Origin of the sequence: Streptomyces sp. NPDC005494, assembly GCF_042872025.1 — a bacterium.
In the GTDB taxonomy this organism is placed as follows: Bacteria; Actinomycetota; Actinomycetes; order Streptomycetales; family Streptomycetaceae; genus Streptomyces.
The window spans coordinates 82,847-96,512 of the sequence record NZ_JBIAJR010000007.1; the positions used below are offsets into that span (position 1 = coordinate 82,847).

At 70.5% G+C, this 13,666-nt stretch carries 11 protein-coding genes and 1 pseudogene; 5 read left to right on the forward strand and 7 right to left on the reverse strand.

What is annotated here, in order from left to right:
• Nucleotides 1-188: 188 nt before the first annotated feature.
• The gene (locus tag ACFYQ6_RS20990) at nucleotides 189-1,769 is read right to left on the reverse strand and encodes an alkaline phosphatase D family protein (protein WP_361584128.1); all 1,581 of its coding nucleotides are present in this window, start codon (nucleotides 1,767-1,769) and stop codon (nucleotides 189-191) included.
• 70 nt (nucleotides 1,770-1,839) lie between these two features.
• Nucleotides 1,840-3,471, reverse strand: a complete 1,632-nt coding sequence (locus tag ACFYQ6_RS20995; RefSeq protein ID WP_388764248.1) for a PLP-dependent aminotransferase family protein — start codon at nucleotides 3,469-3,471, stop codon at nucleotides 1,840-1,842.
• A 47-nt stretch (nucleotides 3,472-3,518) separates the two neighbouring features.
• Here ACFYQ6_RS20995 and ACFYQ6_RS21000 point away from each other — a divergent pair.
• Nucleotides 3,519-4,316 (forward strand): annotated as a pseudogene (locus ACFYQ6_RS21000) (DMT family transporter); the annotation flags it as partial.
• A gap of 63 nt (nucleotides 4,317-4,379) precedes the next feature.
• Here ACFYQ6_RS21000 and ACFYQ6_RS21005 read toward each other — a convergent pair.
• Complete coding sequence (locus tag ACFYQ6_RS21005; protein ID WP_361584122.1) at nucleotides 4,380-5,243, reverse strand: alpha/beta fold hydrolase; 864 nt, start codon at nucleotides 5,241-5,243, stop codon at nucleotides 4,380-4,382.
• A gap of 173 nt (nucleotides 5,244-5,416) precedes the next feature.
• On the opposite strand from ACFYQ6_RS21005, the gene ACFYQ6_RS21010 reads away from it, so the two are divergent.
• Nucleotides 5,417-6,301 (forward strand): RNA polymerase sigma-70 factor, encoded by an 885-nt coding sequence (locus ACFYQ6_RS21010; protein ID WP_361584119.1) that lies wholly within the window; start codon nucleotides 5,417-5,419, stop codon nucleotides 6,299-6,301.
• A 286-nt stretch (nucleotides 6,302-6,587) separates the two neighbouring features.
• Here ACFYQ6_RS21010 and ACFYQ6_RS21015 read toward each other — a convergent pair whose 3' ends face one another.
• Complete coding sequence (locus ACFYQ6_RS21015) at nucleotides 6,588-7,271, reverse strand: alpha/beta hydrolase (protein WP_361584117.1); 684 nt, start codon at nucleotides 7,269-7,271, stop codon at nucleotides 6,588-6,590.
• Nucleotides 7,272-7,572: 301 nt separating this feature from the next.
• Between ACFYQ6_RS21015 and ACFYQ6_RS21020 the strand changes: the two genes are divergently transcribed.
• Nucleotides 7,573-8,340 carry a GntR family transcriptional regulator gene (locus ACFYQ6_RS21020; protein ID WP_361584115.1) on the forward strand — a complete coding sequence of 256 codons (768 nt, stop codon included), beginning with the start codon at nucleotides 7,573-7,575 and terminating at the stop codon, nucleotides 8,338-8,340.
• 405 nt (nucleotides 8,341-8,745) lie between these two features.
• Here the strand turns inward: ACFYQ6_RS21020 and ACFYQ6_RS21025 are convergent, their stop codons facing one another.
• The 3 genes from ACFYQ6_RS21025 to ACFYQ6_RS21035 form a co-directional block, all read right to left on the reverse strand.
• A complete protein-coding gene (locus ACFYQ6_RS21025) occupies nucleotides 8,746-9,903 on the reverse strand; it encodes an ROK family protein (RefSeq protein WP_356744061.1) in 1,158 nt (385 codons plus the stop codon).
• Between the two features lie 120 nt (nucleotides 9,904-10,023).
• A complete protein-coding gene (locus tag ACFYQ6_RS21030; protein WP_388764251.1) occupies nucleotides 10,024-10,674 on the reverse strand; it encodes a response regulator in 651 nt (216 codons plus the stop codon).
• Between the two features lie 4 nt (nucleotides 10,675-10,678).
• Nucleotides 10,679-11,851, reverse strand: coding sequence for a histidine kinase (locus ACFYQ6_RS21035; protein WP_361584106.1), 1,173 nt, complete (start codon nucleotides 11,849-11,851; stop codon nucleotides 10,679-10,681).
• 108 nt (nucleotides 11,852-11,959) lie between these two features.
• On the opposite strand from ACFYQ6_RS21035, the gene ACFYQ6_RS21040 reads away from it, so the two are divergent.
• Together ACFYQ6_RS21040 and ACFYQ6_RS21045 are read left to right on the forward strand one after the other, a co-directional pair.
• A complete protein-coding gene (locus ACFYQ6_RS21040) occupies nucleotides 11,960-12,895 on the forward strand; it encodes an ATP-binding cassette domain-containing protein (RefSeq protein ID WP_388764253.1) in 936 nt (311 codons plus the stop codon).
• Between the two features lie 5 nt (nucleotides 12,896-12,900).
• Nucleotides 12,901-13,644 (forward strand): ABC transporter permease, encoded by a 744-nt coding sequence (locus tag ACFYQ6_RS21045; RefSeq protein ID WP_361584100.1) that lies wholly within the window; start codon nucleotides 12,901-12,903, stop codon nucleotides 13,642-13,644.
• Nucleotides 13,645-13,666: the final 22 nt, after the last annotated feature.

The window sequence follows — 13,666 nt, forward strand, 5'->3', positions numbered from 1 at the left end:
AACGGATTGTGACCGATGGGTTACGTGTGGGTCTGGTCGTCTTCAATGCTTTTTTCGCCTGTGCCCGAGGCCGCCGGCTCGGTCCGGAGCCGTCCGGCCTCGCCGTGTACGCCCTTCCGGTCACGGGGTGTGAGCCGATCCGGTCAGGTGTGGGGCAGGACGGGGCGGCGCTGTGGGACCGCCTGCGGTCACTGTCCGGTACGCCCCGGCTGTAGCACCTTGGAGAACAGGACCGTGCCGCCCTGGGCCCTCAGCCGCACGGTCAGTTCGCCGCTCCCGCCGTCGATGTCCACCTCCCCGAAGAACTGAGGCTGTTCCATCGGGGACACGTTCGCCCGGTCCGGTGCCCGGACGAAGACACGCTCGGGCCCGAACGTCCCGTCCAGCGCGTTGGCCGGGAAGCCTCCGGCGGCGAGCGGCCCGGACACGAACTCCCAGAACGGTGCGAAGTCCTTGAACGCCGCGCGCTCGGGGGCGTAGTGCTGAGCCGAGGTGTAGTGCACATCGGCGGTCAGCCAGACCGTGCCGGTGATCCGCTGGTGCTTGATGTGGCGCAGCAGTTCGGCGATTTGCAGCTCCCGTCCGAGCGGCGCGCCCGGATCGCCCTGCGCGATCGCCTCGAAGTCCGTGGCACCGTCGGGGACCACCAGCCCGATCGGCATGTCGGCGGCGATCACCTTCCACACCGCACGCGATCGCGAGAGCTCGCGCTTGAGCCAGCGCAGCTGCTCGGCACCGAGGATGCCCGTGGTGTCGTCGGGCTGCCGGTTGGGGGAGTTGGCGTCGCGGAACGACCGCATGTCCAGGACGAACACGTCCAGCAGCGGCCCGTGGCGCACGACGCGGTGCATACGCCTGTCCTCCGGCGAGCCCTGCAGCGTCGGAACCGGGAAGTACTCGCGGAAGGCCCGCATCGAACGCGCGGCCAGCAGGTCGATGTTCTTCTCCGTGTACCGGGCGTCGTCGAGGATCTGCCCGGGATACCAGTTGTTCCGTACCTCGTGGTCGTCCCACTGGATGATGGAGGGGACCTGCGCGTTGAACGCCCGCAGATTGTCGTCGAGCAGGTTGTACCGGAAGTTCCCGCGGTACTCGTCCAGCGTCTCGGCGACCTTCGACTTCTCCGGCGTCGTGATGTTGCGCCAGATCCGCCCGTCGGGCAGGGCCACGCTGGGTTCGAGCACCCCGTCCGCGTAGATGTTGTCGCCACTGCAGAGGAAGAAGTCCGGGTCCAGGCGGCGCATCTCGTCGTAGACCCGGTAGCCGCCGATGTCCGGGTTGATGCCCCATCCCTGGCCCGCGATGTCGCCGGACCAGAGGAACCGCACCCCGTCCCGACGGGTGGCCGGAGCGGTGCGGAAGGTGCCGTGGACCGGTTTGCCGGTACGGCGGGGGTCGTGCGGGTCCTCGAGGATGACGCGGTAGTGCACCTGCTCGCCGGCCGGCAGCCCGTACAGCGGGGTCGTGCCGGTGAAGTCCGTGAGAGCGCCGATCAGCGGGCCGTGCCACCTGCGGGCGCGGCGGAAGGAGCCGGTCGCGGACGTCTCGACCACCATTCGGGCGGGGCGGTCGGAACGTACCCACACCAGGGCGGACGAGGCCGTCACGTCACCGACCTGTACGCCCCACGACGCGCTCGGGCGGCCGGACAGCGCGAACGCGGGCGCGCTGGTGAGCGTCGCGGGCACGACGGTCGCGGCCGAGGCCAGGAGCGAGCCGCGCAGCACGGTGCGGCGGCCCGGGGCCGGGATGCGGGGACGGTTCGACATCGATGCGCCTCCAAGGGCGAGCGTGGCTGCCGGAACGGCGTTTCCGTACAGGCTTCTTGCGCACCCATACCTAGTCGCCGGTGGCAGCGGCCACCCCAACCGGAGGTGAACAACGGTCGCGCCGCCCCTGCGCCTGGACCGCGTCCGCCAGAAGGCGCACGCCGCGCTCGATGGCGGAGGGGGCCAGATGCGCGTATCCGAGTACCAGCCGGACCGTGCCGGTCCCTGCGTCCTGGTCGCCGCTGCCGGTGACCGGGGTTCCCGTGGTTCCCGCGGTTCCTGTGGCGCCTCGCGCGGCTGGGGTGCCTGTGGGCCCTTCGGTCCCGCTGGTGCCTTCGGTCCCGCCGGGAGCTGCTGCCGCGTACGAGTCCAGCGATCGCAGCGCGACACCCGCCTCGGCCGCCCGGCGCAGGAAGACGTCCTGCGGGCCGTACCGCCGGGGCAACCGGGCGATGATGTGCAGGCCGGCGGAGATCCCGCTGACCTCGGCCCCCGGGAAGTGCGCGGCGAGCGCAGCCGTCAAGGCGTCCCGGCGTTCCCTGTACGCGCGCTGACAACGACGCAGTTGACGGTCGTACCCTCCGCCGGTGACGAAGTCGGCGAGCACCGCCTGGTCGAGGGAGGGATTGCCGAGGTCCATCGTCCGCTTGCGCGCGACGATCTCGTCGGTCATCGACGCCGGTGCGACGAGCCAGCCGAGCCGCAGGCCGGGCGCGAGGGACTTGCTGACCGAGCCGGTGTACACCACGTGTTCCGGGTCCAGACCCTGCAGCGCCCCCACCGGTGCCCGGTCGTAGCGGAAGTCGCCGTCGTAGTCGTCCTCCATGATCACCCCCGACGTCTCCCGGGCCCAGTCGAGCAGCGCGCCGCGTCGCTCGGCGGAGTAGGCGAGGCCGGTGGGGAACTGATGAGCCGGTGTGGTGACCACGGCGCGGACGCCGGAACTCAGCAGTGGTCCCATGGCGAGACCGTCGCCGTCGAGCGGGAGCGCGGCCGTGGTCAGTCCGGTGGAGCCGAACAGGGAGGCGTGCTCAGGGCTTCCGGGGTCCTCGACGCCGACCGCTGTCTCACCGCGTCCGCGCAGGACGAAGCCGAGCAGTGTCGTCGCCTGGGCCACTCCCGAACACACCACCACCCGTTCCGGATCGGCCACCACCCCGCGGCGCCTGGTCAGCAGGGAGGCGAGCGCCGTGCGCAGTTCCGGGAGGCCTCGCGGGTCCGGGTAACCGAGAGCGCCGTGCGGCATCCGGTCCAGGGCGGCGCGGTGCCCCGAGGCCCAGGCGCTCCGCGGGAAGAGCGACAGATCCGGGGTGCCCGGACGGAAGTCCACCCGCGTGCCGGGCGCACGCGGTGAAAGGTTCCGCGCCCTCCCGGCGGAGGGGCGCACGGCGTCGCTCACCCAGGTGCCCGCGCCCCGGCCTGCGCGCAGGTAACTCTCCGCTGTGAGCTGCTCGTAGGCCTCGGTCACCAGTCCGCGGGACACCCCGAGATCGGCGGCGAGTTCCCGGCTCGCGGGCAGACGCGTTCCGGCCGGGAGCCGCCCCGAACGCACGGCCTCGCGCAGGGCCGACTGCAAGGCCCGACCACGTCGGCGTGGGGGCGCGGACACGGCGGGGAGCAGCAGCTCCCATGCGGCCGACGCGGGCGGGCCGTCCCCCGTCGCGGGAGTGCTGGGCTGCGAATTGGTCCCCGTAGACGTCATGGAAGTGGACCTTAAGCGGGTCCGCCGGGAAATCTAGCGTCGTCCGCATGAACGCAACTTCCTTGCGCGGATCCCTGCTCGCCGCTCTCGCCTGCACCCTGGTCGGAGCCTCCTTCACCGCCAACAGCGTGCTCGGCGACTATCCGTACGCCGGTGGCCAGGCACTGCGGTACGGCCTCGCGGCCCTGCTGCTCCTGCCGTTCCTCGACCGGGGAGACAGAGGGGGGACGATTGCTCCGCGGGCGCTCACAGGCCGGGAGTGGGGCAGGCTGGGAGCTCTCGCGGCCATCGGGATGGTCGGGTTCAATCTGGCCGTCCTGGCTGCCGAACGTACGGCGGAGCCGGCGGTTCCGGGGGTCTTCGTCGGATGCGCGCCCATCGTCGTGGGAGTCCTCGTGCCCGCCATGGAAGGGCGCAGGCCGACCGCCGGGGTTCTCCGGGCCGCCGGCCTTGTCGCCGCCGGAGCGTTCACGGTCCAGGGGTGGGGCCGGACCGACCCGGCAGGCATCCTCTACTCGGTGGGTGCGCTGGCGGGAGAGGTCGGCTTCGCGGTCCTGGCCGTGCCGTTGCTGCGCCGTCTCGGGCCGAAGTCGCTGTCCGCGGCCGTGTGCGCCGTCGCAGCCGTGCAGTCCGCGCTACTGGGCGTACTGCTCGACGGGGGAGGCTTTCTGCGGGTCCCCACGCCCACGGAAGCGGTCGCGTTGTTCTGGCAGGCGGCCGTGGTCACGGTGATCGGTTTCGTGTGCTGGTACAGCGGGATGCGGCGTATCGGTGCCGAGCGCGCCGCACTCTTCTCGGGGCTCATCCCCGTGTCGGCCGCGCTGACCGCGCCCCTGGTGGGCACAGGGACGTACGGCATCGGCCAGGGCGCGGGGAGCCTCTTGGTGGGTCTGGGGGTCGTGCTCGGATCAGGCGTCCTCGGGCGGAAGCGCCCCGCCTCGTGGACGACTGGTGTCAAGGACGACCCGGGCCACGGCGGCCGGGTCGTCGTTCATCGGAACGTGGCCGCAGCCGGGCAGGCGCACGAGGCGGGCCCCCGGAATGGTGTGCTTGGCCCGGACACCCTGGCGGCGGAGGAGCAGACGGTCCTTGGTACCCCAGGCGACCGTGACGGGAATCTCGGGCACGTCGTCGGTGAACGCGACGGACAGACCGGCCTCCAGTGTCTGGCGGAAACCGGTGGCTTCGCGGAGGGCGACGGTCTCCGACACGACCGCGCCGGGTGAACGGCGGCCGGGCCGGGCGTAGATGGTGCTCGTCAGCGCTGTACGCCCGGGAGCGCTCTTCGAGAGCTGCTGGATCAGGGGCATCGGCATCGTGAGCGCCGCTCCGCGCATCGCACGCAGCACCCCGAAGGCGTAGCGGCGCTCGCCCTGTGTCCAGAACCCGGCGGGCGAGAGGGCAGTCACCGAACGAACCAGGCTTCGCCGGCCCAACTCCAGCGCGATCAGCCCTCCCAGCGAGTTGCCTGCGACATGCGGGCGAACCAGGCCGAGCGTCTCGAAGAACGAGCCGAGGAGCGGGACCAGGGTGTGCAGGTCGTACCCGAGACCGTCCGGCAGTGCCGGCGAGGCGCCGAACCCGGGGAGATCCACGGCTATGACGTCCCGCTCGGCCGCCAGGATGCGCAGGACGGGCTCCCACGCCTGATGGTGATGACCGATGCCGTGCAGCAGCACCAACGGCTCACCGGAGCCGCGGCGTTCGTACGCGACTCTGACGACGCGACGGCCGGCGGGCGAGTCGACTGCGAACGAGACCGTGGTGGGCATGCTGCTCCTCGGGACGATCTGTGGGCCGGACAAGGAGAGAACGGGACTGTCCGTCGACAATGATTACCGCCGAGTAGCTTGCAGTTCAAGGGGTGAGTACCTCGGAGCGTTCCCGGGTCAGGGGGAGCGCGATTCCGCTGGACACCATGGGGTGCGTCGGCTGGGATGGGGCGGTGACTGCCGACACCGTGACCGACGTCTTCGAAGAACACCGTTCCGTCCTCACCGGGGTCGCCTACCGCATGCTCGGCCGTGTCGCCGACGCCGAGGACGTCGTGCAGGAGGCGTGGCTGCGCTGGTCGTCCGCGGACCGGGGGGACGTGCGGGAGCCGCGGGCCTTCCTCGTGCGGACCACCACGCGCCTGGCCATCGACCGGCTGCGCCACCTGCGGTCCCGCCGCGAGGCGTACGTGGGGCCGTGGCTGCCGGAACCCGTGGTCACCGATTTCGGCACGACGGTGCCGGACTCGGCGGAGCGTGTGGTGCTCGCCGAGTCCGTGTCCCTCGCCGTGCTCGTCGTGCTGGAGTCACTATCCCCGCTGGAGCGTGCCGTCTTCGTCCTGCGCGAGGCCTTCGGCTTCCCCTATGCGGAGATCGCCGCCACCCTGGACCGGTCGGAGGCGGCGGTGCGCCAGCTGGCCGGTCGGGCGAAGCGCCATGTGGAGGAGCGCAAGCCGCGGTACGACGTGGATCCTGCCGTCCGGCGCGATCTCACGGAGCGCTTCCTGTCCGCAGCGGCCGGGGGAGACCTGGAGCAGATGCTGAGCCTGCTGGCACCCGATGTGCGGCTGGTCAGTGACAGCGGGGGCAACGCGAAGGCACCCCGGCGGGTCATCGAGACCGCGCGCAAGGTGGGCCGCTTCCTCGTCGCCGTCGGGCAGGACTGGCGCGGGACGCTGGACGTCCGGATGCTGGAGGTCAACGGCGCCCCGGCGCTGGTCTTCAGCGTGGACGGCAAGGCGGACACGGTCGTGCAGGCGGAGATCGACGGCGGGATCATCCAGTGCGTCTACATCCTCCGTAACCCGGAGAAACTGGGTGCGCTGGCGGTCGACTGATGGCGGGTGGCGCCGTCCGTGCGATTCTGCGGGGGTTCGGGCCGGTTCTGCTCGGTTCGGGCTGGTTCTGCGTGGTTCGGTCCCTGCCTGAGCCCCTGCCTCCGGTCTTCCTCCTCGTCCGGTGCGGTGGTTCGGCCGCGCCTCCGACTACGGGACCACTCGCCCCACTGCCCTTCGTCCACCTGCCGGACCGGCTGCCCGCCCACCCACCTGCGGGCATCCGCCCGCATGCCGGCCCGGACATCCGTCACGTCGTAGCGGCGTCCGGGCGCCCACGTCCGGCCGGCTACGACGAGGCGGCTTTCGCCAGGACGTCGGCGAGCTCCCGGGGGCGGGTGAACATCGGCCAGTGGCCCGACTCGAGGTCCACGTACTCGACGTGGGTGGCGCGGGCGAGTTCGGGACTCTCGCCGCCGGCCACCCACTCCTCTGCCTGGGCGGGAGTGAACTCAGGGCAGACCACCACCACGGGGAGGCCGAAGCGGCGCTCGTCCGTCAGTCGCACGACTCCCCGTGCGACGCCCTCGGGGACGGGAATGGCGGCGGACGAGAAGCGGTCCCGGGCCTGCTGGTCCAGGTCGGCGGCGTCCGCGCCCTCGAAGGGAGCCCAGCCCGGAAACGGCATGGCATCGCCCTCGATCGCGAAGTGATCGGCGTACGCCTGCCCATCGGTGGAGGGAAAGCCGCCGATCAAGGCGACCTTGGCCACCTTCTCCGGTCGTGCGTCGGCGGCCATCCAGGCCAGGGTGGCCGCTGCGGAGTGCCCTGCCACCAGCGGCTTCTGAGGCGCGGCGTCCACTGCGGCGAGTACTGCCGAAAGCTGGTCGTCGAGTGTCGCGGAACTGTTGCCGTCGCCCTGGCCCGGGAGGGTGAGCGCCACGGGGCGGTGGCCGAGCGCGGTCAGTTCGGGTACGACGTCGCGCCAGACGGATCTGTCGAGCCACAGGCCGGCGATGAGCAGGATGTCCACGGTGCTGCTCCTGGAGGAGAGTCGGATCGGGGTCGCCCGCACGCTACCGGGAGGCCCTGACAGAGGGGCGGTGTGCTCGTCACCGGGAAGCCGACCGTGGGCCGCGACGGTTCGGTGTTGCCTGGCCTCACGGGCGCACGAACGTCCCGTGAACGCTCTGCGGCAGTGAGCCGTTCCGCTCTGTCACGGGTGAGGATTGGTCTTGACCAAGGTCCTGCGCCGTCCTATGGTCTGAACGTTAAGGCAGGAACCTTTAATAAATAACGTCGCGGAAAAGCCGCCGAGCGATTGCGAGGACAGGGTGGGGACCACGCAGCTGGAATCGGTGCAGGAGCCGAAGTACTGGCACCTCAAGACCGTGCTCAGTGAGGCACTCGACTCGGACTTCGCGGTCGGAGAGATTCTGCCCAACGAACGCGAACTCGCCGCGCGCTTCGGCGTCGCCCGCGCGACGCTTCGCCAGGCTCTGGAACAGCTGGAGCTCGAAGGCCGGCTGCAGCGACGCCGGGGCGTCGGTACGACCGTGGCCCCTCCGCGCGTCGGAGTGGCCGTTGCCACGGCTCAGCACGGCTGGGCGGGCGGGGAGTCGGACGAGGCATGGCAGCCCGTCGAGTGCGTCAGCGCCACCGCCCCGGCATCGGTTGCCGCTGTTCTCGACGTGGACGCCGACGAACTGGTGCACGTCGTACGCCGTATCCGGGTCACCCATGGACAGCCTGTGGCGGCCGAACTGTTGTATGTTCCCGCAGCGTCCGTGCCCGAACTGTCGGCGATCGACGCGCCGTCCGGGCCCGCCCGGGCCCGGAGCGTCATGCGTGAGCTGCACCGCCGTGGCCTCGAAGGCCAGGACCGCTCGGTGGAGCTCGGGTCGGCGCGCGCTGACGACGCCAAGGAGCTCGACAGGCTTCCGGGGGCACCGGTACTCGTGGTCACGACCCGGTACTTCGCCGCCGCCGGAACGGCCGCTGTCTCCGTCGCCACCTACCGGGCCGACACCTGCCGTCTCACGTTCGGTGACTCCGGAGCACTGGAGATCAGCCACGAGGAGCAGGAGCGCCAGGCCTCCTGAAGCCGGTACACGCGCGACTGCGCAGCTGACGTCGGAGGACGGCACACGCGCGGCTCGCACGTGAGGTGGGACCTGCGCAGCGAGATACTCCAGTACTGTCCTTCCGCTCTCAGACCGAGCCGCTGGACAGTTTGGGCCTGCCGGCGTGACAGCTTCAGACCGGCCCGTGGGGCGGCTCTGAGGCCTGGACGTGTGGTTCCGTGCCCAGGGCACCCAGGTGAGCTGCGCAGCAACGTCCTTCGGACCGTGGGCACTCAGGTGAAGTTGCGGCGTAGACACGCGTGTCCGGGCCTGCCTCAGGTGTTCGCGTAAGCACGCCGACGTCTTCAGCAGCCGGCAGCCCGTGGCCGTGCTGCCGCTCGTCGCCCCGTCCCCGCCCCGCCCGCAGCTCGTGACCCCCGTCGTTCATCGACGGGTGGTCACCGTTCCCTCCACGGCGAAGAGCTGTTCCTCGACGTGATCCAGCGCCAAGCGGAGTGCTCCTGTGGCGACGGCGGCCTCTCCCAGGAGCGACAGGGCCACCCGAGGGGGACGCAGGCAGTAGCGGGCGAGTTCGTCGCGGAGCGGATCGAGGACACCGTCCAGGCCGGCGGCCCACCCTCCGACCACGACGAGCTCCGGGTCGAGCGCCAGCGCCAGAGCGGCCACATCGTGCACCAGCCGCTGGATGAACCTAGCGACCGCGGCCTGTGCCCCGGCGTCCCCGTGCTTGGCCTTGGCGAACACGGCGGCCACGGCCTGCTCGTCCAGAGGGTCCAGCGGGGTGTCCGTCGTCGAGAGCAGATGTTCCGGAGTGACATCGCGGCCGAGCAGGTGCAGCGCGCCGATCTCCCCGGCCGCACCGCCGAACCCGCGGTGCAGCCGCCCGCCGATCAGCGATCCGGCGCCCGGACTGAGACCCGCCAGGACGAAGACGATGTCGTCGGACTCGGTAGCGGCTCCCTTCCAGTGCTCGGCCACCGCTGCCGCGTTGGCGTCGTTCTCCACCAGGACCGGACATCGGAAGGACCGCCGCAGTCTGTCGCCGAGCGCGAGGCCGGTCCAGTCCGGCAGCGCGGTACCGAGCCGGACGGTCCCGTCCGCCTCGACGATGCCCGGACTGCCCACCCCGACCGCCCGCAGGCTGCTCCGCTGCACCCCGGCGCGACGCAGCACATCGGCGATCATGGCTCGGACCGAGTCGAGCCGGTCGTCCGCGCAGGCCGTCTCGGAGACGTCACGCGACCCCGCGCCGATGATCCGGCCGTCCAGCCCGGACAGGAGAGCGGAGACCCGGTGCGGGCCGATCTCGACGCCCAGGAGATAGCCGGCCTCCGCACGAAACCTGAACCGCCGGGCGGGACGCCCCTGCCGCCGGGTGCCGCTCTCGTCGGGCAGAGCCTCGACCACCAGACCGGCGGCGAAGAGCCCTTCCACGACGCCTTCGACCGTGGGGCGCGACAGACCTGTGATCCGGGTCAGGTCGGTGAGCGTGGGTGAGTCAGCCCCTCGCAGGGCGTGCAGCACCACAGCGGAATTGATCCGCCGCAGCAGAGACGGGTCCCCACCGGTCAGCCGACTCACGGTGTGTCCTCCCAGGTCGTGCGCGTGTCTGCCGGATCGTACTCGCTGGTCCCCACTGCGGCGACCGGCCCCCGCACAATGGCAAGCGGAGCGAGCCATGGCGCCGTGTGGGGCCTCGGCTCAGCGGGGAGCCACGAAGCCGGACTCATAGGCGGCGATGACCGCCTGCGTGCGGTCCCGGGCTCCCAACTTCGCCAGCACCGCTCTGACATGGGTCTTCACCGTCTCCACGCCGACGACGAGCTGCGCGGCGATCTCCGCGTTGGACAGCCCTTGCGCCATCAGACGCAGCACCCCCGCTTCACGCTCCGTGAGCGCAGCTCGGTCCATCGCTGCCCGCGCCTCGGTCGTGCCGTAATCCGCGGCAAGCTGCCGGACCGCAGCGGGGAACAACAGCGACTCGCCCTCCGCCACCAGCCGCACCGCATGCACGATCTCGGTCGGCCGGGCCCGCTTGAGCAGAAATCCGTCCGCACCGGCGCGCAGGGCCTCGTAGACGTATTCGTCGTTCTCGAACGTCGTCACCACCAGGATCTTCGGTGGGTCGGTCACGGTGCGCAGAACCGCCCTGGTCGCTTCGATGCCGTCCATGAGGGGCATGCGCACATCCATCGCCACGACGTCGGGGCGCAGTTGGCGCACCAGGGGGATCACCGCAGCACCGTCGGCGGCCTCACCCACCACCTCGATGTCGGGCTGCGCCTCCAGGACCGCGCGCAGTCCAGCACGCACGAGGGGTTCGTCGTCGACGAGAAGAACGGTAACCGGCATCCGGTCAGCGTATGTGGTCCATCGGTAGGCTCACGTGCACCCTCCATTCCCCTTCGTACGGTCCGGTCACGGCTTCGCCGCCCAGTAGCGCGGCCCGCTCCCGTATGCCTCTCAGCCCGCTGCCGCCGCCCCTGCTGTGCGGGGACCCGCCGAGAGGGTTGGTCACCTCCAGCTCCAGCCGTTCGCGCACCACGGCGAGCCTCACCCGTACGGGAACAGCGCCGGCATGACGGAGCACATTGGTCAGCGACTCCTGCAGGATTCGGTACCCCTCCCGGGAGACGGGGCCGGGCACCAGCTCCAGCGGGCCCGTCATCGCGACGTCGATCTTCGCCCCGGAACCGCGGGCCGATTCCAGTAGCCGATCAGCCTCGACCAGGGTCGGACGCCTGCTGGCGGCGGGGCCCGATTCCCGCAACACCCCCAGGACACGTTCGAGATCGTCCAGGGCGTTGCGCCCCGTCTCCTCGATGGCGGCGAGTGCGCGCGCGGTGAAATCCGGATCGCCCGCGGTCCGGGCGGCCCCTGCCTGCACCACCGCGACCGTCAGGGCATGCCCGATCGAATCGTGCAGTTCGCGCGCTATCCGGTTGCGTTCCAGCAACTGCTCCGTGCGCTCCTCCAACGCGGTGAGCCGCTCGGCCGGTGACGGCCCCAGCAGCCCTCGGGCCGCAGCCGTGGCCACTTCACCGCACAGGACGATCAACCCGAGCAGTACCAGGACCGGAAGCGGCGCGACCGGCCAGTACAGCCATCGGGCCGGAAACAGGCCGGCCACCCAGTCCATGTCTGTGCCTGCCCCCGCCGCGGCGCAGACCAGGTCGAAGGTCGTCGCAGGCAGCCATACGGTCGCGAACCCGGCTGCTGTGGCGAGCAGCAGCCGCACCTGGAGCCAGGCCACGGTGCGCCAGCGCTCCGCCCACGTGGCGCTGGGTGCGGCGGAGATCGAGGCATCGGGACGGCCACGCTCCGCGGGGGTGAGGAGTAGTTGCGCCTGTACTCCCTCGGCCAGGCGGAACACCGGCAACAGCCCGGCCGGCACAGCAAGGACGAAGGGCACCCACGGGGTGTCCATGGAAATGAACAACCACACGCTGACGACGGCACCCGGGATGAGCAGATGCAGCCAGCGGCTGTAGGTGACAGGCGCTGCGATCGGTCCGAGAAAGTGGCGCATGACCGCCATCGTGTCAGCGTCCGGCGGTGAGCGGCTCCCTCCTCCGAGGGAGACGATCCCCTCGGAGGAGGGAGGCCACGGGTGCGGGGCGAGAGCCATGCTCGATTCATGACCAGCATCGACGTACAGGCACTCACCAAGGATTACGGCCGCACACGTGCCGTGGACAGGCTCACCTTCACCGTGAGGCCTGGACGGGTCACGGGCTTTCTGGGCCCCAACGGCGCGGGCAAGTCGAGCACCATGCGGCTCGTGCTCGGACTGGACAGACCCACAGCCGGCACAGCCACGATCGCGGGCCGGCCCTACACATCGCTGGCCGACCCGCTGCGCCGCGTCGGTGCTCTGCTCGACGCCCGTGCGGCACACGGCTCGCGCACCGCTCGCGATCACTTGCTGGCGCTCGCCACGAGCAACGGCATAGCGAGCCGCAGGGTCGAGGCGGTTCTCGAGGAAACGGGCCTCGCGGACGTCGGGCGACGCCGGATCAAGTCGTTCTCGCTCGGAATGCGGCAACGGCTCGGCATCGCAGCAGCCTTGCTCGGTGAGCCGGACGTGGTGATGCTGGACGAACCGTCGAACGGACTGGACCCGGAAGGGATCATCTGGATCCGCGAGCTGATGCGCAGCATGGCGCGCGACGGCCGGACCGTCCTGGTCTCCAGTCACCTGATGAACGAGACCGCTTCCTTCGCCGATCACCTGATCGTCCTCGGCAGAGGCCGGCTCCTCGCCGACCTCCCTATGCAGGATTTCCTCGACTCCCGCAGCCGGCCGTCCGTTCGCCTGCGGACCAGCGAAGCCACGCGGTTGCGGAACGTCCTGGTCCGCAGGGGCTACGCGCCCGAGGAGAGCGAGGACGGACGTTGGACCGTCGAAGGGGCCACCGCGGAGGAGATCGGGACCACCGCGGCGACGGAGGGAATCCCGCTCCTGGAACTCAGCGACATACGGCCGAGCTTGGAAGAGGCCTATCTCGATCTGACCACGAACTCTGCGCAGTTCGCGGCGATGCCCTCGCCGACCAGCCACAAGGAGGCCTGAGCGCTGTGACCCTGACGAAAACGGCAGTGGTGCGGTCCGAATGGATCAAAATCAAATCGTTGAGGTCGGTCACGGGTGCGCTTGCGGCGGTTTTCGCCGTCACGCTCGCCGTCACCGTTCTCGTGTTCGCCACCGTAGGACAGTCAGAGGCGCGTGAAGCGGACAGTGATCCCCTCTTCTCCGCCTTCTACGGACTCAACTTCGGTCAGATCGCGGCGATAGGATTCGGCGCCACCGCGGTGTCGACGGAATTCCTGAACGGCGCGTTGCGGACATCGCTGGCGGCTGTTCCGGTTCGAGGCCTCTTGTACACGGCCAAGATGGCCGTGATCGGCGGACTGGCTCTGGTCGTCGGGTTGGTCACCAGCTTCGCCGCGCTCGTGGTGGGGCAGATGTTCATGGGGGAGTACGCGATCGGTCCGGGTGATCCCGGAGTGCTGCGCGCTGCATTCGGCGGCGGTGTCTATCTCGCGCTGATGGCGCTGTTCGCGGCAGGACTTACGACGGTGCTGCGCAGCGCGGTCGCGGTGCTCAGTCTGCTCATCCCCTTCATCCTGATCGTCTCCTTCGTGATCGGAGACATAGCAGGAGGCGCAGCCGAGTATCTACCCGACCGTGCGGGGCAGTTGATTCTCCATGGGCAGCATCCGGGAAGCCTCGGGCCGTGGACCGGGCTCGCGGTGACCTCCGGGTGGACATGCACGGCCCTGGTCGCCGGCTGGTGGACCCTTCGGAAACGCGACGCCTGAATGGCCTTCGGGGGAGGGCGTC

What these genes read in the sequence shown, in the direction of transcription:
- ACFYQ6_RS20995 (WP_388764248.1), bottom strand. Translation starts at nt 3,471, where the DNA reads ATGACGTCTACGGGGACCAATTCGCAGCCCAGCACTCCCGCGACGGGG.
- ACFYQ6_RS21035 (WP_361584106.1), bottom strand. Translation starts at nt 11,851, where the DNA reads ATGCGCCACTTTCTCGGACCGATCGCAGCGCCTGTCACCTACAGCCGC.
- ACFYQ6_RS21030 (WP_388764251.1), bottom strand. Translation starts at nt 10,674, where the DNA reads ATGCCGGTTACCGTTCTTCTCGTCGACGACGAACCCCTCGTGCGTGCT.
- ACFYQ6_RS21005 (WP_361584122.1), bottom strand. Translation starts at nt 5,243, where the DNA reads ATGCCCACCACGGTCTCGTTCGCAGTCGACTCGCCCGCCGGCCGTCGC.
- ACFYQ6_RS20990 (WP_361584128.1), bottom strand. Translation starts at nt 1,769, where the DNA reads ATGTCGAACCGTCCCCGCATCCCGGCCCCGGGCCGCCGCACCGTGCTG.
- ACFYQ6_RS21040 (WP_388764253.1), top strand. Translation starts at nt 11,960, where the DNA reads ATGACCAGCATCGACGTACAGGCACTCACCAAGGATTACGGCCGCACA.